General features: G+C 41.7%; 22 protein-coding genes. 5 read left to right on the top strand and 17 right to left on the bottom strand.

Features of this window, described 5'->3' with window-relative positions; translation table 11 throughout:
- Window positions 1–93: 93 nt before the first annotated feature.
- Window positions 94–540, top strand: a complete 447-nt coding sequence (locus tag B7705_RS02875; protein WP_038805003.1) for a DUF1836 domain-containing protein — start codon at window positions 94–96, stop codon at window positions 538–540.
- A complete protein-coding gene (trhA, locus tag B7705_RS02870) occupies window positions 537–1,184 on the top strand; it encodes a PAQR family membrane homeostasis protein TrhA (RefSeq protein WP_084947601.1) in 648 nt (215 codons plus the stop codon). Before B7705_RS02875 ends, trhA begins: the two co-directional genes overlap by 4 nt.
- Window positions 1,185–1,203: 19 nt before the next feature.
- On the opposite strand, the gene pdxT is transcribed toward trhA, so the two are convergent.
- From pdxT to nox, 3 genes are all read right to left on the bottom strand, one after another.
- Window positions 1,204–1,785, bottom strand: coding sequence for a pyridoxal 5'-phosphate synthase glutaminase subunit PdxT (gene pdxT, locus B7705_RS02865; RefSeq protein ID WP_084947598.1), 582 nt, complete (start codon window positions 1,783–1,785; stop codon window positions 1,204–1,206).
- Entirely contained in the window at window positions 1,786–2,661 is an 876-nt protein-coding gene (gene pdxS / locus B7705_RS02860; RefSeq protein ID WP_000138520.1) for a pyridoxal 5'-phosphate synthase lyase subunit PdxS, read from the bottom strand. It abuts the gene before it with no gap.
- Between the two features lie 152 nt (window positions 2,662–2,813).
- Window positions 2,814–4,193: a H2O-forming NADH oxidase gene (nox, locus tag B7705_RS02855; protein WP_000036763.1), complete on the bottom strand. Its 1,380-nt coding sequence runs from the start codon at window positions 4,191–4,193 to the stop codon at window positions 2,814–2,816.
- 297 nt (window positions 4,194–4,490) lie between these two features.
- On the opposite strand from nox, the gene B7705_RS02850 reads away from it, so the two are divergent.
- From B7705_RS02850 to B7705_RS02840, 3 genes are read left to right on the top strand one after another with little or no spacing between them, the layout of a single operon-like run.
- Entirely contained in the window at window positions 4,491–5,420 is a 930-nt protein-coding gene (locus tag B7705_RS02850; protein WP_084948143.1) for an FAD:protein FMN transferase, read from the top strand.
- An 18-nt stretch (window positions 5,421–5,438) separates the two neighbouring features.
- Entirely contained in the window at window positions 5,439–6,044 is a 606-nt protein-coding gene (locus B7705_RS02845) for an NADPH-dependent FMN reductase (protein WP_000915929.1), read from the top strand.
- A 17-nt stretch (window positions 6,045–6,061) separates the two neighbouring features.
- Entirely contained in the window at window positions 6,062–7,306 is a 1,245-nt protein-coding gene (locus B7705_RS02840) for an NAD(P)H-dependent oxidoreductase (RefSeq protein ID WP_084947595.1), read from the top strand.
- Between the two features lie 84 nt (window positions 7,307–7,390).
- Here B7705_RS02840 and B7705_RS02835 read toward each other — a convergent pair whose 3' ends face one another.
- The 14 genes from B7705_RS02835 to B7705_RS02770 form a co-directional block, all read right to left on the bottom strand.
- Window positions 7,391–7,648, bottom strand: a complete 258-nt coding sequence (locus tag B7705_RS02835; protein WP_084947593.1) for a DUF896 family protein — start codon at window positions 7,646–7,648, stop codon at window positions 7,391–7,393.
- A 41-nt stretch (window positions 7,649–7,689) separates the two neighbouring features.
- Window positions 7,690–9,726 (bottom strand): glycine--tRNA ligase subunit beta, encoded by a 2,037-nt coding sequence (glyS, locus tag B7705_RS02830; RefSeq protein WP_084947590.1) that lies wholly within the window; start codon window positions 9,724–9,726, stop codon window positions 7,690–7,692.
- Window positions 9,727–9,989: 263 nt separating this feature from the next.
- Complete coding sequence (glyQ, locus tag B7705_RS02825) at window positions 9,990–10,907, bottom strand: glycine--tRNA ligase subunit alpha (protein WP_000038725.1); 918 nt, start codon at window positions 10,905–10,907, stop codon at window positions 9,990–9,992.
- A gap of 208 nt (window positions 10,908–11,115) precedes the next feature.
- Entirely contained in the window at window positions 11,116–11,487 is a 372-nt protein-coding gene (locus tag B7705_RS02820) for a GFA family protein (protein WP_084947587.1), read from the bottom strand.
- 268 nt (window positions 11,488–11,755) lie between these two features.
- Window positions 11,756–12,598 carry an aldo/keto reductase gene (locus B7705_RS02815; protein WP_000844576.1) on the bottom strand — a complete coding sequence of 281 codons (843 nt, stop codon included), beginning with the start codon at window positions 12,596–12,598 and terminating at the stop codon, window positions 11,756–11,758.
- A gap of 81 nt (window positions 12,599–12,679) precedes the next feature.
- Complete coding sequence (gene pgdA, locus B7705_RS02810; RefSeq protein WP_084947585.1) at window positions 12,680–14,071, bottom strand: peptidoglycan-N-acetylglucosamine deacetylase PgdA; 1,392 nt, start codon at window positions 14,069–14,071, stop codon at window positions 12,680–12,682.
- Between the two features lie 105 nt (window positions 14,072–14,176).
- Window positions 14,177–15,904, bottom strand: coding sequence for a septation ring formation regulator EzrA (gene ezrA / locus B7705_RS02805; RefSeq protein ID WP_084947582.1), 1,728 nt, complete (start codon window positions 15,902–15,904; stop codon window positions 14,177–14,179).
- A gap of 80 nt (window positions 15,905–15,984) precedes the next feature.
- Window positions 15,985–17,931: a DNA topoisomerase (ATP-hydrolyzing) subunit B gene (gyrB, locus tag B7705_RS02800; RefSeq protein ID WP_084947580.1), complete on the bottom strand. Its 1,947-nt coding sequence runs from the start codon at window positions 17,929–17,931 to the stop codon at window positions 15,985–15,987.
- Between the two features lie 14 nt (window positions 17,932–17,945).
- Complete coding sequence (locus tag B7705_RS02795) at window positions 17,946–18,509, bottom strand: HAD-IA family hydrolase (RefSeq protein ID WP_162284865.1); 564 nt, start codon at window positions 18,507–18,509, stop codon at window positions 17,946–17,948.
- A gap of 83 nt (window positions 18,510–18,592) precedes the next feature.
- Window positions 18,593–19,147, bottom strand: coding sequence for a DJ-1 family glyoxalase III (locus tag B7705_RS02790; protein WP_084947576.1), 555 nt, complete (start codon window positions 19,145–19,147; stop codon window positions 18,593–18,595).
- Between the two features lie 10 nt (window positions 19,148–19,157).
- Window positions 19,158–20,381 carry an FtsW/RodA/SpoVE family cell cycle protein gene (locus tag B7705_RS02785; protein ID WP_084947573.1) on the bottom strand — a complete coding sequence of 408 codons (1,224 nt, stop codon included), beginning with the start codon at window positions 20,379–20,381 and terminating at the stop codon, window positions 19,158–19,160.
- A gap of 5 nt (window positions 20,382–20,386) precedes the next feature.
- Entirely contained in the window at window positions 20,387–22,876 is a 2,490-nt protein-coding gene (locus tag B7705_RS02780; protein ID WP_394335546.1) for a bifunctional DnaQ family exonuclease/ATP-dependent helicase, read from the bottom strand.
- A gap of 208 nt (window positions 22,877–23,084) precedes the next feature.
- The gene (locus tag B7705_RS02775) at window positions 23,085–23,936 is read right to left on the bottom strand and encodes an NAD(P)H-hydrate dehydratase (RefSeq protein WP_084947568.1); all 852 of its coding nucleotides are present in this window, start codon (window positions 23,934–23,936) and stop codon (window positions 23,085–23,087) included.
- Between the two features lie 125 nt (window positions 23,937–24,061).
- A partial coding sequence (locus B7705_RS02770; RefSeq protein ID WP_142358222.1) for an SIALI-17 repeat-containing surface protein occupies window positions 24,062–24,640 on the bottom strand: 579 nt, incomplete at its 5' end.

Below are 24,640 nucleotides of genomic sequence, written 5' to 3'. Positions count from 1 at the left end.
AATTTAAAACTTTCTACAAGCAGTTGAAACTTGACTTTTGTCTTTTATTATTTTATAATCTAGTTATCAAAACTAGATAAAAAGGAGTTGGAAATGAATTCTAACTTTTCCTACCCAAAATGGGAAGACATTCCAAACATTGACCTCTATCTGGATCAGGTTTTACTTTATGTCAATCAAGTCTGCGCCCCTATCTCTCCAGATAAGGACAAGGGTCTAACAGCATCCATGGTCAATAATTATGTCAAACATGGTTACCTGACAAAGCCAGACAAGAAAAAATACCAACGCAAACAGATTGCCCGTTTGATTGCCATCACCACTCTCAAGTCTGTCTTTTCAATCCAAGAAATCGCTCACACACTCAATACTCTACAAAGTCAGGCAAGTTCAGACCAGCTCTACGACGCTTTTGTGGACTATATGAACCATGGGATTGATCCAGAAAATCCTATTATCCAAACCAGCTGTCAAACGGTTAAACTCTATCATCAAACTCTAGACTTAATCCTTATCAAAGAAGAGGAGGAAATCCAATGAATACCAGTCTAAAACTCAGTAAAAAACTCAGTTTTGGAGAGGAGATTGCTAATAGCGTAACCCATGCTGTGGGTGCCATTATCATGCTCATCTTACTCCCCATTTCATCCACCTATAGTTATGAAGCACACGGATTTTTATCATCTTTTGGTGTTTCTATCTTTGTTATCAGTCTATTTCTCATGTTCCTCTCGTCAACCATTTACCACTCTATGGCCTATGGTTCGACCCACAAATACGTCTTGCGAATCATTGACCATTCTATGATTTATGTGGCTATCGCAGGCTCTTATACGCCAGTCGTCTTGACTTTGATGAATAATTGGTTTGGCTATCTCATTATTGCCATTCAGTGGGGAACGACCATCTTTGGCATCCTCTATAAAATCTTTGCTAAAAAGGTCAATGAGAAATTCAGCCTCGCCCTTTACCTGATTATGGGCTGGTTGGTTCTGGCTATCATTCCTGCCATTATCAGTCAAACAACGCCAATTTTCTGGAGTCTCATGGTAACCGGCGGACTCTGTTATACAGTTGGAGCTGGATTTTACGCTAAGAAAAAACCTTATTTCCACATGATTTGGCATCTCTTTATCCTAGCAGCATCTGCACTCCAGTACATTGCTATTGTTTATTTCATGTAAAAAAGTTGAGAATCTTTTCTCAACTTTTTTCTTTACACATATTGATAAAATACTGGTGCAAGCGAGCATCATCTGTCAATTCTGGATGAAAAGAGGTTACCAGCATATTCAGTTCTTGCGCAGCAACGATTTGATCATCAACTGTTGCTAAAACTTCTACACCCTCTCCAACACTGCTGATAATTGGTCCACGGATAAAGGTCATCGAAATCTTGCCAACTCCCTTACATTCTGCCTCTGTATAGAAGCTTCCTAGTTGGCGCCCATAGGCATTGCGCTCTACTACTATGTCCATAGTCGCTAGGTGACTTTCTTTCTGAGAAGTGATTTCCTTAGCCAGCAAAATCAAACCTGCACAGGTCCCAAAAACGGGTAATCCAGATAGAATGGCTTCTCGGATGGGAAGCAGCATGTTCTGGTCTCGTAAGAGCTTGCCCATGGTTGTAGACTCACCACCAGGTAGAATCAAACCAGACAAGTCACTCTGATGTTGTTGAAAATCATCTAGATTTCTGATCTGGACACTAACAACATCTAACTTTTCTAGCACTTTTGCATGTTCTGCAAAGGCGCCTTGCAAGGCTAGTATTCCGATTTTCATCTATTTTCCTCGCTCTGCCATGAGAATTTGAATTTCATTCTCATTGATTCCAACCATGGCTTCCCCTAGGTCTTCAGAGATTTGAGCCAAAATTTGAGGATTTTGGTAGTTGGTTACGGCCTTAACAATGGCACTTGCTCGTTTAACAGGGTCGCCTGATTTGAAAATACCTGAACCGACAAAGACGCCCTCTGCCCCCAATTGCATCATTAGCGCAGCATCTGCTGGTGTTGCCACACCTCCGGCTGCAAAGTTTACAACTGGTAATTTTCCATGTTCATGGACGTATTGAACCAATTCTACAGGGACTTGCAAGTCCTTGGCAGCCACATAAAGTTCATCTTCGCGTAGATTTTGAATACGGCGAATTTCTTGATTCATCATGCGCATATGACGAACGGCTTGAACGATATCTCCTGTCCCCGGTTCTCCTTTTGTACGAATCATGGAAGCTCCCTCAGCGATACGACGCAAGGCTTCACCCAAGTCCTTAGCTCCACAGACAAAAGGAACTTGGAATTCTTTCTTGTCCACATGGAAACGGTCATCAGCTGGAGAAAGAACTTCACTCTCATCGATATAGTCAATCTCAATAGCCTCTAAAATCTGAGCTTCAACAAAATGCCCGATTCTAACCTTGGCCATCACTGGAATGCTGACCGCTTCTTGGATTTCCTTAATCATCTTTGGATCACTCATACGAGAAACTCCGCCAGCCGCACGAATATCAGCTGGAATCCGCTCCAAGGCCATAACAGCTGCCGCACCAGCAGCCTCTGCGATACGAGCCTGTTCAGGGTTCTGAACGTCCATGATAACCCCACCTTTGAGCATCTGTGCCAAGTTTTTATTTAGTTCATAACGATTTTCAGTCATTTCTTTTTCCTCATCATTTATATTGGTAGCTACCATTTCATTTTAAGTCAGAAAAGGATGAACTACAAGATAAAAAAACAAAAATTGTATGGGTACAAATGGATTAAAAAAACTATCTGACCTTCAGTTGAGGCCAGATAGTTCATCCATTTCTATTTTTCAGCTGTAAGTGCAGCCATTGTGATATAGTTATATGGTTTGTTAAAGTGTGGCAAGAAGAATAGGTCTGTCAATGCCAACTTGTCAATTGTCACATGCTCTTGGATAGCAAGTGAGAACATATGGATTCCCATACCGATTGATGAGTCATGAGATACCATTTGCGCACCAAGGATTTCACGGCTGTCTTTGTCAAAGACAATCTTGATGGCAACTTCGTGGTTGTCATGTTTGATAAATTCTGGTTTTTGAAGATCGTTAAAGCCTGTTTCAGTTGCGTTGTAACCAGCAGCTTTAGCTTTTTCAAGAGTCAAACCAGTCGAAACCATGTGAAGACCGTAGATAGAGATACCGTTTGATCCTTGTACACCGATTCCTTCCAATTCATGTCCACAAGCGTTATAAGCACCAACAATACCAGTACGTACAGCGTTAGATGCAAGAGCGATGTAGCTTGTATCTTTACGAGCATTGTCATAAACAGTTGCACAGTCACCAACAGCGTATACACCTGGGATAGATGTTTCTTGTTTCTTGTCTACAAGGAAGGCACCGTTGCGGAAGAGTTCAATCTTACCATCCGCAAGAGCTGTGTTTGGACGAAAACCAACTGCAAGAACAACCATATCCACATCAAATGTTTCTTTGTCTGTTACTAAGCGTTCTACTTTACCATCACCTTGGATGGCTTTAACTGTTTGACCAAGAGCCAAGCGGATATTGTGATCTTCCAAGTTCTTCGCCATCATTTGTGTGAAGTCTTTGTCATAGTAACCGTTCAAGACAGTGTCTACGATATCTACAAGCACTACTTCTTTTCCAAGACGCTCGAAAGCTTCGGCAAGTTCTACACCAATGTAACCACCACCAACAACGGCAATGCGCTCAAGGTGTTTGCTCTTGTCTTCAAGTTTTTCAATAACTTCCTCAGCGTTTTGGTACAATTTAACAAATTGTACATTTTCAAGAGTTGCTTTGAATTCGCGGTTGCCCTTAACAATTTCAACACCTTCGATTGGAGGCAAGATTGGAGTTGAACCAGTTGCAAAGATCAATTTATCATAAGACTCTTTGTGTTCTTTACCTTCAACTTCTGCTGTCACAACTTTGTTATCGTAGTCAATTGAAAGAACTGGTGAGTTCATGTAAACTTTAGCACCTTTTGCTTCCAATTTTTCTTTATCAGAGTAGAAGAGACCTTCTGGGCCATCAATTTGTTCCCCGATCCAAAGCGCCATTCCACAACCAAGGAATGAAATATTTGAGTTTTGGTCAAATACAACGATTTCATTTTCATGTCCAAAGTTGTCCAACATAGTGTTGATACATGCTGTACCAGCGTGGTTAGCACCAACTACAACGATTTTACTCATAGAATAATTCCACCTTTAAAATTTAATTTACCCTCCTAGTATATCATTTACTGTTAGCGTTTACAAGGTATTTGCTTGGAATTCTCTTTTTTTCAGAAAAAATTATTCTTTGCTATATTATTTGTTTCATTTCCTTCCAATTTTTAAGCATATTTCTTGACTTTTGTTAAAATTTATTTGTGAAAACGCTGACTTTATGGTATGCTAGATACATGGAAAGAAAATGTAAGGGGTTAAATTTTCTATTAATCTAACTTATCTTGAATGATTTCCTACAAGAAGAAAGGAGTTGGTAGCTTGCCTCTTCGTTCTCGTTCTGAACGGCTGATGGGAACAACTATCACGATTTCATTAGTAGATGAGCAGGCAGAAACCCTGCTTCAAGGTGCTTTTGACTTGCTCAAAGAGCTCGAATACCGCTTCAACGCCAACAGTCAAGAATCCGAACTGATGGGAATCAACTACCAGGCTGGAATCGCGCCTGTTAAGGTTCATCCTGATCTATTTGAACTGATTGCTCTTGGACTAGAGCATAGCCTAGCTCCCTCTAGCCATCTCAATATCAGTATTGGTCCCTTGATTCAAACCTGGCGAATCGGATTTGCAGATGCACGGCTTCCAGACTCTAAAGAAATCGAAGCTGTCTTGCCTCTAGTTGACCCGCATTTTATCAAGTTGGATCCGACTAGCTCTACTGTCTTTTTAGAGAAGAAAGGAATGAAGCTTGATTTAGGTTGTTTAGCTAAGGGCTATAGTGCAGATAAGGTTGCTCAGTATTTGAAAGAGCACGGTGTCACCTCTGCCTTGATCAATCTCGGAGGAAATATCCTCACCATCGGGAATAACCAAACCAAAGAAGGGAAAGCCTGGCAAATCGGTATTCAAGATCCGCGAAATCCTCGTGGCAAGCATCTCCTAACCATTCCTGCTTCTAATAAATCCGTTGTCACTTCAGGTATTTATGAACGCCACCTGACAGTAGATGGAAAAGACTATCACCATATCTTTGATAGTGAGACAGGTTTTCCTGTCGAAACCGATCTTGCTAGCCTAACGATTGTCTCTGATAAATCCATTGATGGTGAGATATGGACAACACGCCTTTTCGGAGAACGAAGCGCTTCTATCCTCTGGCAAGTCGAAAGTATAGATGGGATTGAAGCCATCCTCATCGACAAAGAGGGACGCCTTGCTTGTTCTTCAGGCCTTCAAAATTGTATTATGTAAAAAGAGAAAGGAAATCTCATGCTAAAACTTATTGCCATTGTTGGAACGAACTCTAAACGTTCTACAAACCGCCAATTGCTCCAATACATGCAAAAACACTTTGCTGATAAAGCTGAAATTGAACTCGTTGAAATCAAGGATATCCCTGTTTTCAACAAACCAGCAGATAAACTTCTTCCCGCTGAAATTCTTGAGATTGCAGCCAAAATCGAAGCATCTGATGGTGTGATTATCGGTACTCCTGAGTACGACCACTCTATCCCTGCAGTTTTGATGAGCGCTCTTGCTTGGCTATCTTACGGTATTTACCCACTTTTGAACAAACCAATCATGATTACTGGTGCTTCTTACGGTACACTTGGTTCATCTCGTGCCCAATTGCAACTTCGTCAAATCTTGAATGCTCCTGAAATTAAGGCAAATGTTCTACCAGATGAATTCTTGCTCTCACACTCTCTTCAAGCATTTAACCCAAGTGGCGACTTAGTTGACCTTGATGTTATTAAAAAATTAGATGCCATCTTTGATGACTTCCGTATCTTTGTGAAAATTACTGAAAAATTGCGCAATGCACAAGAATTGCTTCGCAAAGATGCTGAAGAATTTGACTGGGAAAATTTGTAAGATAGGAGACCGAAAGAATGAAATTTGTTGGACTTGTTGGATCAAACTACGATCAATCATATAACCGCAAACTCTTGGAATTTATCCGTCGCAATTTCAAATTCAAATTTGAATTAGAAGTCCTTGAAATCGACGAAGTTCCAATGTTTAACCAAGACGAAAAATGGGACGAAAGTTTCCAATTACGCTTCTTGTATAACAAAATTACACGTGCTGATGGTGTCATTATCGCCACTCCTGAGCACAACCACACTATCTCAGCTTCACTCAAATCTGTACTCGAATGGCTTTCATACGAAGTTCATCCATTTGAAAACAAGCCTGTCATGATTGTGGGAGCATCATACTACGACCAAGGAACATCACGTGCCCAAGTTCACCTTCGTAAAATCCTTGATGCTCCAGGTGTTAATGCCTACACGCTTCCAGGTAACGAATTCCTTCTTGGTAAAGCTAAGGAAGCTTTTGATAACGACGGAAATATCACCAACGAAGGAACTGTTAAATTCCTTGAGACTTGCTTAGATAACTTTGTAAAATACGTAGGAGTCGTTTCGAAATTGAAAAAACCAAAACCAATCGAACCAGAAGACTTGGATTGTGGAAAACCAATCGCTACAACCATCACAGAAGTTGATCCTGACGATCCAGAATGGGTAGAAAAAGTTGCTGCAATCACTGGCGCTGTTTCTGGTGATACCTATGTCAAATTGGACCACGGTATCTTGACAGTTAACCAAATCGATATGTTCTTGAAAGCTATGCCATTTGAATTGACATACGCTGATGACAACAACCAATTCCTCTACTACAACAACGCTCATCAAGATCCAGACACCATGTTTGCCAAACGTGTACCACCTCAATCAGGTAGCCGTATGTCGACTGTTCATGGTTCTCTTCCGCCAGCACGTATGAAGAATGTAGAGTGGGTTATCGGAACACTTCGCAACGGAAACCAAGAATACGTCCGTACGATCGTTCCAGGTTCTCCTGCAGGTGTCATCAACACCCACAACTACCAAGCGATGTACTATCCTGACGGATCATACGCTGGTATCAATGAAATTGTCTTTAACTTCCAACCATGGCTTGACTGGTACCTAAAAGAAACTGGTCAACGTTTGGTAGGTGGTAGCGGACCATTTGCTCCTGCTGCTGGAGGTCATGGAGACGCCGATGCTACTTCTGGCGCTTCTGATTCAGGTGATGCTGGAGGCCACGGTGGTAGCGCTGACGCTACTTCTGGCGCAAGCAACTAAGAAACCGAAAAGGAGCCACTTGGCTCCTTCTTTTTTATTGCAAAAGAAAAGGGGATTGTAAATCATCTACAACCCCCTTTCGTTTTATGAGTTATGATCATCTAAACTACGGCCGTGCAAACCTTTTTCACGTTGTACCTGGCGTAGTTTTTCTGGTGTGACGTCATTTCCTTCCTCGTCCACAATTTTAATTCCTTCAATGTGGTGACGAACAGAGCGACGATAGCCTTCGATGTACTCCTCACGAAGTTTAGCTTGTTCCACTTTTTCAGCAGAAGTTAAGCCTTCTGTTTTTTTCTTTTTAGCAAGTTCGTTGATACGAGCGATTTTTTTCGGATCCATTTCTTCTCCTTTGTGATAAGTCAAAGTCCGTTTAGCAAATTTTATTTAGTATTAATTTGGTTAAAACGAGCAAGCTTAGCTGCTTTTTGAGTTAAATGAGACAAGATAGCCAAACGATTTTGACGGACATCCTGATCTTCAGCCATTACCATGGTATTTTCAAAGAAAGCATCAATAATTGGGCTAAGTGCAAAGAGTTGTTCTAATTGCTGACCTGCAGTACCTGACAAAACGAGTGATTCCACTGCTTCTGCCAAGGCTTTCTCTTCTTCATTCTCAAAGAGAGCAGGATCAACAGCATCAGAGCCATCAGCTTTCTCAGCCAAGTTAAAGGCACGTGAAAGGGATTCAACAGATGGTTTGAAGTCTTCTTTCTTGCTTGCTTCGACAATAGAACTTGCTGTTTCTAGCATATCCGCCACAACAAAGTTTGAACCTGCGAGAACTGCTTCCTTGATATCTTTTGGAGTAGAACCCATCATCTTATCAACACGAGCCTTGATAAAGTCCATGACCTCTGCTTTATTTTCATAAGTTAAGCTGTCGAATTTTAGATCATAAAGGCTATCGATCAGCTCATCCATAGCAATATGCCAACCAAAGGCATCCAAGATACGAACCACACCTTGAGTTGCACGACGAAGGGCATAAGGGTCGTTAGAACCTGATGGAATCAAGCCTACTGAGAAGAAACTCAAAATCGTATCCAATTTGTCTGCAATTGCTAGAATGGCTCCAATCTTGCTCTCTGGGAGAGCTCCGTCCGCTGATGTAGGCATGTAGTGTTCACGAATGGCAGCCGCAACTGCTGGAGTTTCCCCAGCAAGAAGGGCATATTTCTCACCCATAATTCCTTGGAGTTCATCAAACTCACCAACCATCCCTGTCAACAAGTCAAACTTGTAAATGGATGCTGCGCGGGCAAGTTCAATCGTTTCATCCACTGATAAACCAGCTTTTTCCGCCAAAAGGACGGCAATCTGACCTGTACGAATCATGTGTTCACGAAGAGAACCAATCTTTTCGTGGAAGGTCACATGGTTCAATTTTTCAACAAGATCTGAAATGACCAATTTTTGATCTTCACGCCAGAAGAATTCTCCGTCTTCCAAGCGGGCAACTAAAACTTTTTCATTTCCCTTGATGACATTTTCCAAATGCTCTGCGTTTCCGTTACGGACTGAAATGAAGTTTGGCAAGAGTTTTCCATCTTGATCTCGGACAACGAAGTAGCGTTGGTGTTCCTTCATTGAAGTCACCAAAACTTCTTCTGGAACTTCAAGGTATTTGGCATCAAAACTTCCCATAAAGGCAGTTGGGTATTCAACCAAGTTCAAGACTTCATTAAGCAAGTCGGCATCAATTTCGATACGTACGCCTTGTTCAGCTTCGATTGCTTTGATTTGGTCAACAATCATTTGCTCACGTTCACGAGGATCTGCGATTACAAACTGCTTACGAAGGTCTTCTTCATAGCTCAATGCTGACTGAATCTTGGTTTCTTGTCCCAGGAAACGATGGCCACGGCTTACACGACCTCCCTTGATATCAAGGAAATCCAAATCAAACTCTTCTTCATCTAAAAGAACAGTCAAAGTGTGAACAGGGCGGATATATTCAAAAGTGTTGTTAGCCCAGTGCATGCTGACAGGGAATGTCAGTGACTTCAAGACGTCTACTACACCTGGAACAATGGCTTCAACTGCTTGACCAATTTCTTCCTTGGTAACATAGACATATTCTTCACCCTTGATTTCACGGAATTCAATATCTTCAACTGTCAATCCTTTCCCACGGACAAATCCTTGAGCTGCTTTGGTGAAGTTTCCATCACTATCCAAGGCAATTTTCTTTGCTGGACCCTTGAAATCTTCTGTCAAATCAGACTGTTTGTCTGCAAGCCCAATCACACGAACAGCCAAACGACGTGGTGTTGAGAAGGTTTGAATGGCTTCAAAAGACAGGCGGTTTTCCTTGAGGAAGGTCGCCATTTTTTCACCTAGTTGTTTTTCACTTGGAGTTACTACGTAGGCTGGTAACTCTTCAAGACCGAGTTCTACTAATAAGTTTTTTGTCATGTTTTTTCCTTTACATCTTCTTCAATCTTTTCTTTTAATATGCACCTTAGGTACTGGGGACGTCGCTAACTAACTTTTGTGAGTCTGTATGGAAATCTTATACCAAATAAACCAAGATTTCCAACAGTCTCATCAAAGTGGATTTAGCTGACTGATTTTTGAACCCAAGGTTTCAAAAATCCCCACATACCAGTACGGCGGTGCATATCCCTCTAGCAAGTCTTCGACTTGCCTCTAACGATTTTAAAGCACAATATTACTCACTATTCTGCGTCTTCTGCTAAGAGTTTAGCTCGTGTTGCTTCATCTAAAAGTGGGTAGCCTAGGCGTTTGCGTTCTGCGACAAAGGTTTTGGCTACGACACGAGCCAAGTTACGGATACGAGCGATATAGCCCGCACGTTCAGTTACGGATACGGCACCACGCGCGTCAAGCAAGTTAAAGGTATGTGAACATTTGAGAACATAGTCATAGGCAGGGTGAACCAAGCCCTCTTCCAAGGCACGACCAGCTTCTTTTTCGAACTTATCAAAGTTTTCAAGCAACATTTCCTGGTCCGAAATTTCAAATGAATATTTTGAATGTTCATACTCAGGCTGAATAAAGATTTCTCCGTATTTTACACCATCCGCCCACTCGATATCATAGACAGAATCCACTTCTTGGATGTAAGAAGCTAAGCGCTCCAAACCATAGGTAACTTCCGCAGTAACAGGGCCAGTTGCCAATCCACCAACTTGTTGGAAATAAGTGAACTGAGTGATTTCCATCCCATCAAGCCAAACTTCCCAACCGAGACCTGCAGATCCAGTCGATGGATTTTCCCAGTTATCTTCAACGAAGCGGATATCATGTTCCAATGGATTGATACCCAATTTTTCCAAAGACTCAAGGTAAAGTTCCTGGATATTTGATGGAGACGGCTTCATAACCACTTGGAATTGGTGGTGTTGGTAGAGACGGTTAGGGTTTTCCCCGTAACGACCGTCAGCAGGACGACGTGATGGCTCTACATAAGCCGCATTCCATGGCTCAGGCCCAATAGCACGAAGGAAAGTGTAAGGACTCATTGTCCCTGCACCTTTTTCATTATCATAAGCCTGCATGAGCATACAATCTTGGTCATTCCAAAATTGTTGCAAAGTAAGGATGATTTCCTGGAAAGTCAATTTTTTAGACATTATTTACTCCTTTTTTTATAAATTACTTGCGACACGAGTCTGCCTCGTCGATCATACGAGGCAAGACGAGTTAGTACTGCGTCTAGCTCAGCACCCTAGTGCTGAACGTGGGGCAGCCCGACTGTAAGGAGGTCTCTGCCACTGACGCAGTGAAATGTTAATTTCTTAGACATTGTTTACTCCTTTAATTTATATTATCTTTTTAGCCTTATTCATCAAGCAACCAAGAAAAAGCCGGGTCCTGAAAAATATGACGTTTGGGAACAGTTTGTAAATTCTGATCGCATTCATCTACTGTACCCAATTTCAAAGCACAAACTTCTGGTACATCTTCTTGAATAGTGAAAATTTGACTGTGGCAGTTCTGGCAGTAATAGCGTTGTTTCCCTGGAGATGAACTGTAGGTAACCAACTGTTCTTTTCCATACAATACCAGATTTTTACTGCTAACTTTGGCATTAACTGTATAGGCAGACGCAGTTGCTTTCCGACAGAATGAGCAATGACAAAAAACTAATTCCGACAATTCCTCATCTAAAGTATAGGTGACTGCTTTGCATAAACAAGATCCTTTAAGCATTATGCTCCTTTCTACTTAGGCATTAGATCACATTTAAAAAGAACCGAATTTCAACACCCAAGCCTTGCGACTAGGGGCGTCAGAAACGCGGTTCCACCCTAATTTATTACTTCATTGTTTTTTAAAATACGACAGAAAGCGCCAGTTTCTTACCTTGTCCTACTTGGCTCCCACTATCCCAAGCTCGCTGAAGAACGCCATAAGACTTTCTTTCTTGTTGATTATTATATCAGAAAGGTAGAAAATTTACAATTCTTTTTCTTACTTTCTAAAAATCCATCTCATCCACACGAGGTGCGCCAGAAATCACTGAGATAGTCTTTAGGACCTCTCGCTCTTCTTTGCTGAGTTCAATCCCAAAACAGTCAAGATTGCTCTGGATGCGAGAGGCCGTCACTGACTTAGGTAGAGGTAAAAAGCCTTCTGCCAAACTCCAAGCCAAGGCAATTTGAGCCACTGATTTTCCATGCTTATCAGCAATTTCTTGGACTTCTTTCTTATCAAACAACTCTCCTTGCCCAAAAGGTCCCCAAGCCTCTAGGAGAATTCCCTTCTCTCTACAGTAGGCAACTACTTCTTCTTGATAAACCCCTGGCGCTAAGCGCACCTGATTAACCGCTGGAATGACTCTTGCTGTCTCAAGCAAGGCATCCAAATGATGGGGGAGGAAATTACTAACACCAATAGCACGGATTTTGCCTTCTTTGTAAAGATCCTCCATCGCTCTCCAAACTTCAGCATTGCGAGTTTTCCATTCGTTATTTTCCCTTAGTGGTTTTGGATTTGGCCAATGGATAAGGTACAAGTCTAGATAATCCAAGCCCAGTTTTTCCATTGATTCCTCAAATGCTTGGCGAGCTTCTTCATAGCTGTGATTGGTATTCCAGAGTTTGGTCGTTACAAAGATTTCTTGACGTGGAATACCGCTATCTCGTATAGCACGGCCAACGCTCTCCTCATTTTGATAGATAGCCGCAGTATCGATATGTCGATAGCCAGCCTTTAAAGCTTCTAAAACGGCTTGGTAGGCCACCTCTCCATTTTCAGCTTTCCATGTTCCAAATCCTAGAACAGGAATTGAAACTCCATTATTAAGGGTATAAGATTTCATATTTTTTCCTTTCCATGTGAAGAAAATCTAAAGAAACAAAGTTCTGATTATCAGAACACTAGCTCCTTTAGATTTTAACAATTATTGATCACGATCGTAATAGATCTCGTGAGCTTTTAAGCGAGAATTGAGCAATTCAGGAACGGTCACAAATGTATACCCTTCACCCTTTAAATACTCAATGACACTTGGTAGAGAATTAACAGAAGGACCATGGATATCATGCATGAGGATGATGGAACCATTGCGAACCTGATGCTGGATTTCTGTTAAAATAGCAGCTTCATTCCTACTCTTCCAGTCTAAACTATCCACATCCCACATGATAAAACTCAAGTCAAGGCTATTTCGAATATCATCAGTGATGGCTCCATAAGGTGGGCGCATCAGTTTAGAGCTTGATCCTAAAACTTGAGTTAACAAATCTTCTGTATCAGTGATTTGCTTTTTAGCATCTTCAAGCGAAAGTTGTGAAAGAACGGGATGACTCCAGCTGTGGTTTCCTACAACATGACCTTCTGATTTCATTCGTTTTAGAAGATTTTCATTGCCTGCAATGTTTTTACCAAGTACAAAGAAGGTTGCCTTTACACCGTACTTAGCCAGGGTATCCAAAGCTTGTGGAGTTGTAGTCGGATTTGGACCATCATCAAAGGTCAAGGCTACAACCTTTTTATTTTTCTTAGCAAAGTAAGCTTGATAAAGTTCAGCATCTTTTTCTAGTAAATAAGAGGACTCAATGACATCAAAGAAACTGGATATTGGTAAAGCAATTTCTTCAACAGTCTCTCCAGAATTAGCAGGATAAAGGATAATTTGGCTATCTTTATAATCAAAACTCCAAGATGCCAATTCTTGGTCTGTGAAGCTCTTTATAACTTGATCAATTTTTGCCTGGTCAAGTTTCTTATCTTCTAGAGTTGATTTGATTTGAGTCAGTAAGAGTTCCTTAGCCTTGCTTGCATCTTTGAAAAGTCTACTGAGGTCAAAATCTTTCCCATCTTCAGTCAAGAAAATTTTCCCTAAAGAAGTCTTTTCTTTTTCTTCAACCTTTGATGCAGACAAATCGTAGACTTGCTTGCTGATATTACGAGCAACAACTCCCTTTAGGACGGGATCCAACTGCTCCGTATAATAAAAGACCAAATCCTCTTTATCTTCCAGCTTTTCTTTGATATCCTGGTTGATTTTTTCTCTAACAGACGCAATGACTTCCTCTCCTTGCAGAGGATAGTAGGCAATCACCTCAGCTTGACCTTTTCGGAAATGGTCCTTCTGACTACCAGAGTTGAATTGCTGGTCCTTTTCGCTTTTTAGCGCTTCAATTTTTTGTTCGTAAGATTGCTTTTGTAGTAGCTTATAACCAATAGCACTCCCTAATAGAATCGTAGCAATTCCAAAGATTCCAACAAGGGAAAGTAATCTACTTCTCTTTTTATCGTGAGAAACACGTTTCGCTCTATTTTTTTTCATACCTCCATCATATCAAATCAGAACTATAATTTCAATGATAAATCGATATTCTTCTATTTTTGAAAGAAATAATAAAAAGCCTAGATGATCTAAGCTTTTCAGGTATTAGAAGCGAATCGCTTCACGTGTTTTTTCATAAGAAGAAACAAAGCGATTTGTGACTCCTGGTTCTGCAACTTCCAAGGCCTGAGAAATCTTCTCAAATGATGCCTTGTAGTCAAATTCTTTTTCAAAAATTTCAAGTGCTTCATTGAAAGCTTGCTGGATACGCTCATCAAATGAACGGTAACGGTTTGAATACTGCAAGAGTTGCTCCGTCAAAGTCGCGTATTGAACAATATTGTAGGTTTCTGTTTCAAGAGCCTCCATGTCATGAGTCGCAATTTCAAGAATTCGTTTAACTGATTCAATATTAACTTGTGCTTGTTCTAACTCTGCTATCAGATCTTCTGTGTTATGGCTTGCAGTAAAGAAAAGTTTCAAGAAACTTTGAGGAATACCCGGTAAGTTTCTCTTTTCCATGTAGCGTTTGATAGTATGCAAGCGATTCACATAGACATTGGCTTTCTGACGAGCATTGATGTCGTCTTTTTCGATTTGAGCTAGGCGTTCACTAACAGAAACTTGTTCGTCTTCAATGTCTTTTAGATTACTTTGAAGTGAATTAAGCTGCTCCTCTAAAACAGAGTAGGCTTGAGTAGGTTCTGTCTGATCTTCAGTTGCCTCTGTGATCGCTGTATCAAGCCCTGACAATTCAGCTTGAAGACGGCGGACATGGTTCCCATCACTTTCTGGGAGAAGATAAGTTTTATTCAAGCGTTCAAGGTCTTGAACCAAAACCTGATTATTTTCTTTCAAGTGATTGAGGTAGGTTGGAAGCGTTGAAAGGAGACTTTCAACGACTTTTTGGGCAGCTATTTCACGCGTGAAGATATCGTAGAGCGCATTAATCTCTTCTTGGATTTGTGTATTTTCATACTCTGCATTATCCAATTCCAACTGGCGGATGTTTTCTTGATTATTTTTCAAGGATTCATGTAAAAGTTGGAAGCGTGACTCGATGTCCGTTTCAGTGAAGTGATAATTAGCATCCAAGAGTTTACGGTAGCCTTCCTCCAAATCTTCCAATTGTTCTGGAAGTTCTGTTGACAAAGTCTTCACGAGAGATGGAACACGATCAACGATATGTGTCAAAGCGAGAATATGATTTTCAGTTGAATCAAGAATTGCTGCAGCTTCAACTGGGTCACCTGAAGAGTTCAAGGTTACAAATTGAGAAAACTCTGACTGGATATTTTCCAATTGTTTCTCAATTTCAGGAAGGGCTTTACCATACTGTTCCGAATTTTCTGCTACGGTATGTTGCAGATTTTCAAATAAGTCCAAAGCATGCAGAACACGTCCGCTATTCTTAGACTCTTGTTTTTCAAGCTCTGAAAGCGCATTGCGAATCGCCGCAATGTCTTCTTCAATTAAATCAATTTGACTTTCGATTTGATCGATTTGGTGAGTCGCTTTGAAAAAGCGAAAAGAATTATTATAGCCTTCAGCCTCAAACAGGTTATTTTCAATATCAGCAAATGAGTTAAGGGATAAATCAACCCATTTTTGATTCCATTCACGGAAGGTTACCTGACTTTGACCAATCAAATGCATGTTTTTAACCGCTTCAACCTCATCATTTACAGGAAGGTTGTAGAGTTCTTCTTTTCTTTCTTCGAGGGCCGTCAATCTACTTACATTACGCTTACGTAGGAAGATTGCCGCTACATAAGCCAGAATCAAAATGACTGCAATCGCAACCATTAGATAAATTAGTTGTCCATTAGACATATCAAACTCCTTTTATACTAGAAACAATCGTATTGATTATATCATATTTTTTAGGTCATGGGAACTATTTCCCACATTTTTTAGACGTCAAGGGTACTGTAAACGGCATTTTCTTCGATAAATTCACGGCGAGGTTCAACTCGGTCACCCATCAACATATCAAAGATTTTATCTGCTTCGGCAGCATCATCTACCGAAACACGCGCCATCAAGCGATGTTCTGGATCCATGGTTGTTTCCCACAATTGGTGGTCATCCATTTCTCCCAGACCTTTATAACGTTGGATGGTTGGTTTTGAACGCCCTTCACTGTGACGTGCTAAGGCTTCTTGGAGTTTAATTTCTTGATCTGCACCAGGTTGAATGTATTCTTTGATTTCACTTCCAACTTTAACCCCATAGATTGGCGGTTGGGCAATGTAGACATAACCAGCCTCTAAGATTGGTTTCATGTAGCGGTAAATCAAGGTTAACAAGAGGGTTCGAATGTGGGCTCCATCAACATCGGCATCGGTCATCAAAACGAGTTTTTGGTAACGAGCCTTAGTGACATCAAATTCTGCACCAAATCCTGTCCCCATGGCTGTGAAGAGACTCCGAATTTCTTCGTTGGCAAGGATTTTATCCATGCTAGCTTTTTCAACGTTCAAGATCTTACCACGAATTGGAAGGATAGCTTGGAATTCACGGTTACGACCAGATTTAGCTGACCCACCAGCTGAGTCTCCTTCGACGATGAAAAGCTCTGTTTCCTCAGGATTATTTGAAGAACAATCCGCTAATTTCCCTGGAAGGTTCGAAATTTCCAAGCCAGATTTCTTACGAGTGACTTCACGCGCACGCTTGGCAGCTACACGAGCCTTGGCAGCCAAAATCCCTTTTTCCACGATGCGCTTAGCAATCTGTGGATTTTCCATGAGAAAATCAGAAAAGGCATCGCTGAAGAGGCGATTGGTAATCTTAACCACTTCACTATTGCCCAGTTTGGTCTTGGTTTGTCCTTCAAACTGCGGGTTTGGATGCTTAACTGAGATAACTGCAGTCAAGCCTTCACGAACATCTTCCCCTGTCAGGTTGTCTTCATTGTCTTTTAGCAGTTTATTTTTGCGAGCATAATCATTGATAACACGTGTCAGCGCTGTACGGAAACCTTGCTCATGCGTACCACCTTCATGGGTGTGAATGTTATTGGCGAAACTCATGACGTTTTCGTGGTAACCAGTGGTGTACTGCATGGCTACTTCAACTGTGATATCATCCATCTCACCGTCTGTGTAGATTGGTGTATCAAAGATCACATCCTTGTTCTCGTTGATATATTCAACGTAGCTAGCAATCCCACCCTCATAGTGGTAATGTTTGCTTTGTTCTAGACCTTCGCGCTTATCTGTTATTGAGATTCGAAGACCTCGGTTCAAAAAGGCTAGTTCTTGAATACGTTTATTTAATTTGTCAAAATCAAAGGTCGTTGTTTCAGTAAAAATCTCTGGATCCGGTGTGAAATGAACTGTTGTTCCAGTTTTATCCGTATCTCCAACCACCTCAAGATCAGCAACAACATGACCACGACGGTATTCTTGGTAATGAATCTTACCGTTTTTGTGGACATGAACATCTAGTTGAGTAGAAAGGGCGTTTACTACGGATGAACCCACCCCATGGAGACCACCTGATACCTTATATCCGCCACCCCCGAATTTTCCTCCAGCGTGAAGGACTGTAAAGACGGTCTCAACAGCAGGACGTCCTGTCTTTTCCTGAATATCAACAGGAATTCCACGACCATCATCCACAACAGTGATGGAATTATCTGGCTCAATAAAGACTTGGATATGACTGGCAAATCCAGCCAGGGCTTCGTCAATTGAGTTATCAACAATTTCCCATACTAGGTGGTGAAGACCTTCTTTTGAAGTCGATCCAATATACATACCTGGACGCATACGGACGGCTTCCAGCCCCTCCAAAACTTGAATTTGACTGGCATCGTAATCCTGTGCCTGTTGATTTTTGATTTCTTCTGTCATTTTTTTCCTTTTTCTTACATGTCTATTGCTTGTCTCAATGTCGCAACGTTTTTAAAAAGATAGGCATCTAAGCCAGCAGCTTTACCTGCTTCTACATCAATATTTCTGTCACCAATGACCAAACCTGATGTAATATGATATTTATCACGTAAATAAATCATGGACTCAGGATCTGGTTTCCGTTTAAAGCCAGAACTGGCAGTCACCACCTCGGTGAAGTAGTTCGCTATCTGGGTCTTAGCAAGAAGTTCTAGCACTTGGTCATTTCGATGAGAAACTAAGAAATGACGACCGCGCTTGTCAGAAATGTCTTTGAGTAACTCAGGAATTCCCTCAAACAAGACTGGGTGCTCTAGCTCACGCGCTTCATTTTCTTTGTAGTTTTCTAAAAAATCCTCGATGTTTGGGGCAAACTTCTCGATGGCAAAAGCTGTCGAAACCTTCAAGGCTTCGTAAACACAGTCGTGTTCTTGCTCTATTCCGTATTGGGCTAAGGTTTCTACAAAGGCTGCAGTAGAAGTCTCATAATTATCCAATAGGGTACCACCTAAATCCCATATGTAGTCGTGATATTTCATACCCCTCATTATACCATTTTTTTATGAAAAAAGCGATGATTTCCTAGATTTTTCCAAGCAAAAACGAGAGTTTAACCCTCGTTTTACTGTTGATTTTCAAAGACATCCCGATAGAGCATGCCGACTCGTAAACTTTCAGCATCTCCTCCCAACTGCTCCACCAATTCATAGGCAAAGGCAAGGGCAGTTGACGGTCCTCGGCTGGTTGTTAGATTACCATCTACAACCACTGTTTGCTTTTGATAAGTTCCGTCAGTAATGTTCTCCTGAACACCGTCATAACAGGTGAAGCACTTGTCTTTCAAAACACCTGCTTGATGGAGGGCGATTGGAGCTGCGCAGATGGCCGAAATCTTCTTTCCTTCTTGGTTAAAGGCTTGAATTTCAGAAATGAGGGCTTGATTATCGCGTAGATTTGCTGATCCAGGCATGCCACCTGGAAGAACTACCAAGTCATAGTCGGACAAATCGCCATCAAAAACACGATCAGCTTTTACCTGAATGTCATGCGATCCTGTCACCTGCTCTTCAAACCCTACCATATCACAGGAAATGTTTGCTCGACGCAAGACATCGACTACTGTCAAGGCTTCAATTTCTTCAAAGCCATTTGCTAAGATAACTGCAACTTTTGCCATAGTGGCCTCCTTATTTGATTTGTTTTAAGACGACTTTTTTTCGTTTGAATGGAACTTTTCCACTTTTCTCTTCTGCTAGGTTGGTCTGGTAACTCATAGACAAGAGGAGACCGACACCGATGAGGTTACTAATAATAGCGGAGCCCCCTTGAGAAATGAAAGGCAGAGGAATCCCTGTCAAAGGAAGTAAGCCTGTCACTGCGCCGATATTTTCAAAAATATGGAAGAGTAACATCATGATAAAGCCAGTCGAAATGTAGGTGTAGAACTGGTTATTTGACCTGAGCGTAATCTTCAACATTCGATAGATGAGAAGTAAGTATAAAGCGATGACAAAGACTGAACCAATGAAGCCAAAGTCTTCAGCAATCACTGTGAAAATCATATCACTTTCACGTACTGGAATAAGGAGATTGGACACATTGAAACCTTGTCCAAACAAGCCACCACTTCCAATAGCAATTTGTCCCTGTGCCTGTTGATAAGTCGTTGTTTGCGCAAAGTCAAAGGGATTGAGCCAGGCCAAGATTCGATTTATCTGGTATGTCGGCATCCCAATCTGGTGCAAGAAGGCACGCCCATCCTTGCTTATAAAGATGACCATGAAGCCTGCAACTGCAGTCACTCCTGTTACAAAAACTGGAATGATAATCTTCCACGAAACACCTGAAAGGAGAACCATGCCTGCAAAAATAGCTACGAAGACCAAGGCAGTCCCCAAGTCACTTTGTAGGGCTAGAAGGATCAAGACTGGGATGGTAAAGGCAATCATCCAACCAATCAATAGGAAATCCAAGGGAATAGTCCGTCGCCATTCCTTGTGTTTTTGAGTGAATTGTACAATGACTCGAGCCAATATCAAGATATAGGAAATCTTCATGAACTCAGATGGTTGAAAGAGCGTGGTTCCCCCGATTGACACCCAGTTCTTGGCACCCGTAGAAGCTACCAAACTCGGATTGTAAAAAACAAGAGGTAGAATCATCAAGACTAGACCTAAGCCATAAAGGTAGGGAGTCACCTTCCATAAAAACTCGGTATTGAAGAACATGACGACAAACCCAATAACAAGCCCTAGGGCAATCCAAGCGATTTGCTGACCTAGAATCGGAAGTACATTATTGGGATAGTCATGGCTAACTGCTATATAAATGGCCACTACTCCAATCACCAGTAGACAAAACACTGGTAGGAGGAGGCTATAATCGACTCGAGAGTCGAAGGAACGTTTCATATTTTTTACCTTTTCTCTTTCTTGGATTTTTCTTTCATTCTATTGCGACAAGTTTGGAGAAAATCAGCTACAGCAGGCTCTAGCTGATCTCTAGCCAGAACCCGAACCGTTCTTTCTTTTGACAAGGTTTGGGCGATTTGTTTGCCATAGTGCTTGCTGACGACACGACTGTCTAAGATTACAGCTACCGAACCTTGGTCAGGCCGTCTAACCGTACGACCAAGGGCTTGTTTCAACCGAATAATAGCCATCGGCAACTGATAATCATAAAAAGGATTTTTCCCTTCTTGACGCAGCTCTTGGTTTAATTTTTTGGTTAACGGTTCTTGGGGATTTTGGAAAGGCAATCTCGGAATCACTTGAATCACGCAAGGATGGGTTGAAAAATCAACTCCTTCCCAGAAACTGCCTGTTCCAAGCAAGATCTGACGTTCACCTTTTTCAAAACGTTTTTTCAGTTGGCTTGGTTCCCCATTTTTATACTGAGCTAGATGAGGTTGGTCGAGCAGGTCCGAAACTGCCAGCAACATCTCTTTTGAGGTAAACAAAACCAATAAGGGTTCTTGAAAGGCTTGTAAGCTTCGAATGACAGAAGCCGCTTCACTAGCATAGTCAAAAGGCGAAACTTCTGTCACAAGAGGAAAATCATTGACTAGAAAGACTTCTTGTTGCTCCTGTTTTGCTACATCAAGTTTAACAAGCGGAGCGTCTGGAAATCCCAATAAATCTGCTAAGGAAACCCGGTTGCTGATTTCAAGAGTGGCCGATACTCCTAGGAGCCTACAATCTTCTGGCAATAAATCTGCTAGTATAAAGCGGCCTTTTTTACTTGAACAAATCAAGACATCCTTGCTCGATTTCTCGGCTGTAGCAAGCCAAAATTCACGGTCCGAGGTGAAAAAGTTTGCAAGCTCTCGATACTCTGGGAGAGCTAACTCCGAAAAATGCTGGCGCAAGTGTTCGAGAGAATCCAACCACTTTCCATTCTTCAGACCTGACTGATACTGCTCCATCAAGTAACGACATTCAAAGCCGATACTCTCAAGCAAACGTTTCTGAATCAAATCTTCCTCTGACTCTATGGACTTATCAAGCTGGGTTACAAGTTCCTCAAGGCGATAAGCCTGCTGGGCTAGATTTTCGAGAGCTAGCAGCATTTTTTGAGCTTCATCCAAAATTACCAAACGGTTGTCGACAAACTCTGGATTGTCCTCCAAACGAGTGACCAGATAGGCATGATTTGTCAAGAGGACGCGACTGGTCTTGGTCTTGTCCTGCCCTCGTTTCCAAAAATCCTCTGTAGCAAATAAACTTTTCTTTGAAAGCTTGCCGTCGTGGACTAGTTCAGGCAGAAAGTGTTGATAGCGATAAAGCTGCCCGATTTCGTCCAAGTCACCTGTCTCTGTCTCTGTTAGCCAGATGAGCAGTTGCATTTTAAAGCGAGTAAATAGACGATTGGACTCCGGTCGATGGAGAATTTGATGAAAAGCATCCAATTTCAAGTAATTTTGAGGCCCCTTGAGACTATGAATTTCCAGATGGAAGACCTCTTTTAAGCGCTGACCTTCTTCTTGCATGATTTGATTTTGAAGAATTTTGGTCGGAACACTCACTAGGATACCTGCTTGACTCTCCAAGTTCAAAGCTGGGAGGAGATAACCATAAGTCTTGCCCAGTCCCGTTTGAGCTTGGATAAAGGAAGTCTGGTGTTCTTCCAATAATTGCTCAATCTTCTCCGCAAATTCCAACTGTTGCGGACGCTCCTCCAGCCCCAATAAAGAAATGTTTTTAGCAAAATCTTTCGATAACCTGCGTGGTACTAATGCTTGACTTTCCTTTCTCAGGAAAAGCCCATGGAGTTCTATCAATTCTGGAGAGGACAGGAGAGATTGTTGCTGATAGACCTCCTCAATCACCAGATAACTTTCATAGAGAAGGTTATCTGCAAGGTCTAACAAGCTTTCTAAGAGCCCTTTAGGTAGCTCAAAAAGTTTTTGACGCATGTAAAGCAAGAGTTCTGCTGTTGCCTGAGCATCAGACAGGGCAGTATGGGCCTTTTCCAGTTCAATGCCCAACTCTTGACAAAGGATACCTAGATTGTACTTTTCAAACTGAGGATATAGAACTTGGGCAAGCTCAACTGTATCCACCCGCGGTGTGCGCAATTCATATCCTTCAAAAAAGAGAAATTCCGCAAGAAGGTTGGCATCAAATTGAACATTGTGCGCAACAAAAACACCGTCCTTAACCAATTCAAAAATTTTTCCAGCCACCTGAGAAAACTCTGGTGCCGCAGCCAAACGCTGATCGGTCAGACCTGTTAATTCTTTGATATGAGAATCCAAGGGTTCATGGGGATTGACATCAGTCGCATACTGATCGACAATCTCGCCATTCTCAATCACCACAATGCCTACTTGAATAATTTTTGCCTTGCTTCCGGTGCTGGTCGCCTCTAAATCAACGACCACATACCGATCATTTCTCGCATTCATCATTAAAAATTATATCAAAAAAAGCATGATTTGACACCCCTCAACTTTGATAACAATCTCGCTTCATTTGTGAGTTTGATTAAAAATCAAGACCTTGAAAGCGAGAATTTCTCGTAAGTTCAGCAGTTGATTGCTGGTTCTGAGATATTTGAAAATCTTATCAATAAAAACAAAGCAACTGTAAAAACAAAAAAAGACAACTAAGATTTCAGTTGCCTCTTTGAGATATTGTTTTCATTGTTTTCGGAAGAGCCTTGCTAATTTCTGTTGGCAAGACAAGATAGTGTTCTTGAGCAAGTTCTTGGGCAATGGCTGAGTGCAGATGAGTCGCTACTACTACGCGTTCATAGAGACTGACATGTGGAAACTGACCTGTAAAACCTGCAATCATCCCAGCCAAAGTATCTCCCATCCCACCAGTTGCTTGATAGGGGCCTCCAACCTGTAACTGATAATATTCAGACTGACCAGCTTGCCAGATACGAGTCGCTGGACCTTTCTCGACAAGAATCGTTCCTTGAGGAAAAGCAGAAAGAGCTCTAGCAGTCGCCTCTGTATTTTGATGGTCAAGAACTATACCAGACAGTCTTTCCCATTCCTTTTGGTGGGGAGTTAGGATGATCTGACTGAAAGGGAATGGTAACTGGCCTTTTACTAAGATGCCCAAAGCACCGCCATCTGCAATCAAAATCTGGTCTCTTCCAAGCCTGTCAAAGACCCGTTTTACGAGTTCTTCTCCAAATGCATCCTCTCGCAAACCCGGACCTAACAAGACAACTTCTGCCTTTTCCAACTGTTCTTTTAACAATTGCTGGTCTTGAAGAGAAAAAGCCATGGCCTCAGGTAAATGGCTGTGCAGAGCCGGAATATTCTCCTTATCCGTGCCAACAGTCACCAACCCTGCCCCACTTTTGACAGCTGCAATGGCTGACATGATGATAGCTCCACCATAAGGATAGGTCCCTCCCAGCAAGAGCAGACGGCCATAGTCTCCTTTATGACTGATACGAGAACGTTCAATAATGACTTTTTCTAGTAAGGCTTGATCAATCACTTTCATCGTTTTTTCCTCTCTATTCATTATACTATAAAGTTTATTGACCTTGCATCTTAAACATAAATCTCTTCCTTCATATAGAAAAAGAGGGGACAAAGCCCCTCTACGAAATATCTCTTTTTTCAAAGTCAATTAATTTCTTTTTTACTTTTTGCGACAAAGATAGCAGATAGAGCTAGTCCAACACTTGCCAAGAAAATAGCTGTTTCTGACTGTTTCTCACCAGTTTCTGGCAATCTCTTGTCTTCTTTGGCAATTTGAACTGGTGCTCCTGAAGTCTGAGTTTTTTCTAACGAACTTAGCTTGAACTCTGGTTTCTCTACTGTTGGAGCAGCTTGATCACCTACTGTTGCTAGCGGGCCTGTGTATTCTGGCAATTCATGCACTAGAGCCATCACTGCATTGACTCCGCCCTTGAACTCAGGTTTCTCTACTGTTGGAGCAGCTTGGTCTCCTACTGTCGCTACTGGGCCTGTGTACTCTGGAAGTTCATGTACTAGGGCTTCAACTGCATTGACACCACCTGTGAATTCAGGAACCTCAAGAACGGGTGCTGGTTCTTCACCCTTGCTTGATTGAACAGCTTCCTCTGTTAATTCTTGATAGAAGCTCGCCAATTCATAAAACTCAGCCTTGCCACCTTCCCAGACTAATTTGACGTCTAGAAGAGAGCCACCATTTCGGATAGCGAAGGTTTGGAGACTAGA

Origin of the sequence: Streptococcus oralis subsp. dentisani (assembly GCF_002096685.1) — a bacterium.
Lineage (GTDB): Bacteria > Bacillota > Bacilli > Lactobacillales > Streptococcaceae > Streptococcus > Streptococcus oralis_AD.
This window is presented reverse-complemented; position numbering and strand designations above follow the sequence as displayed.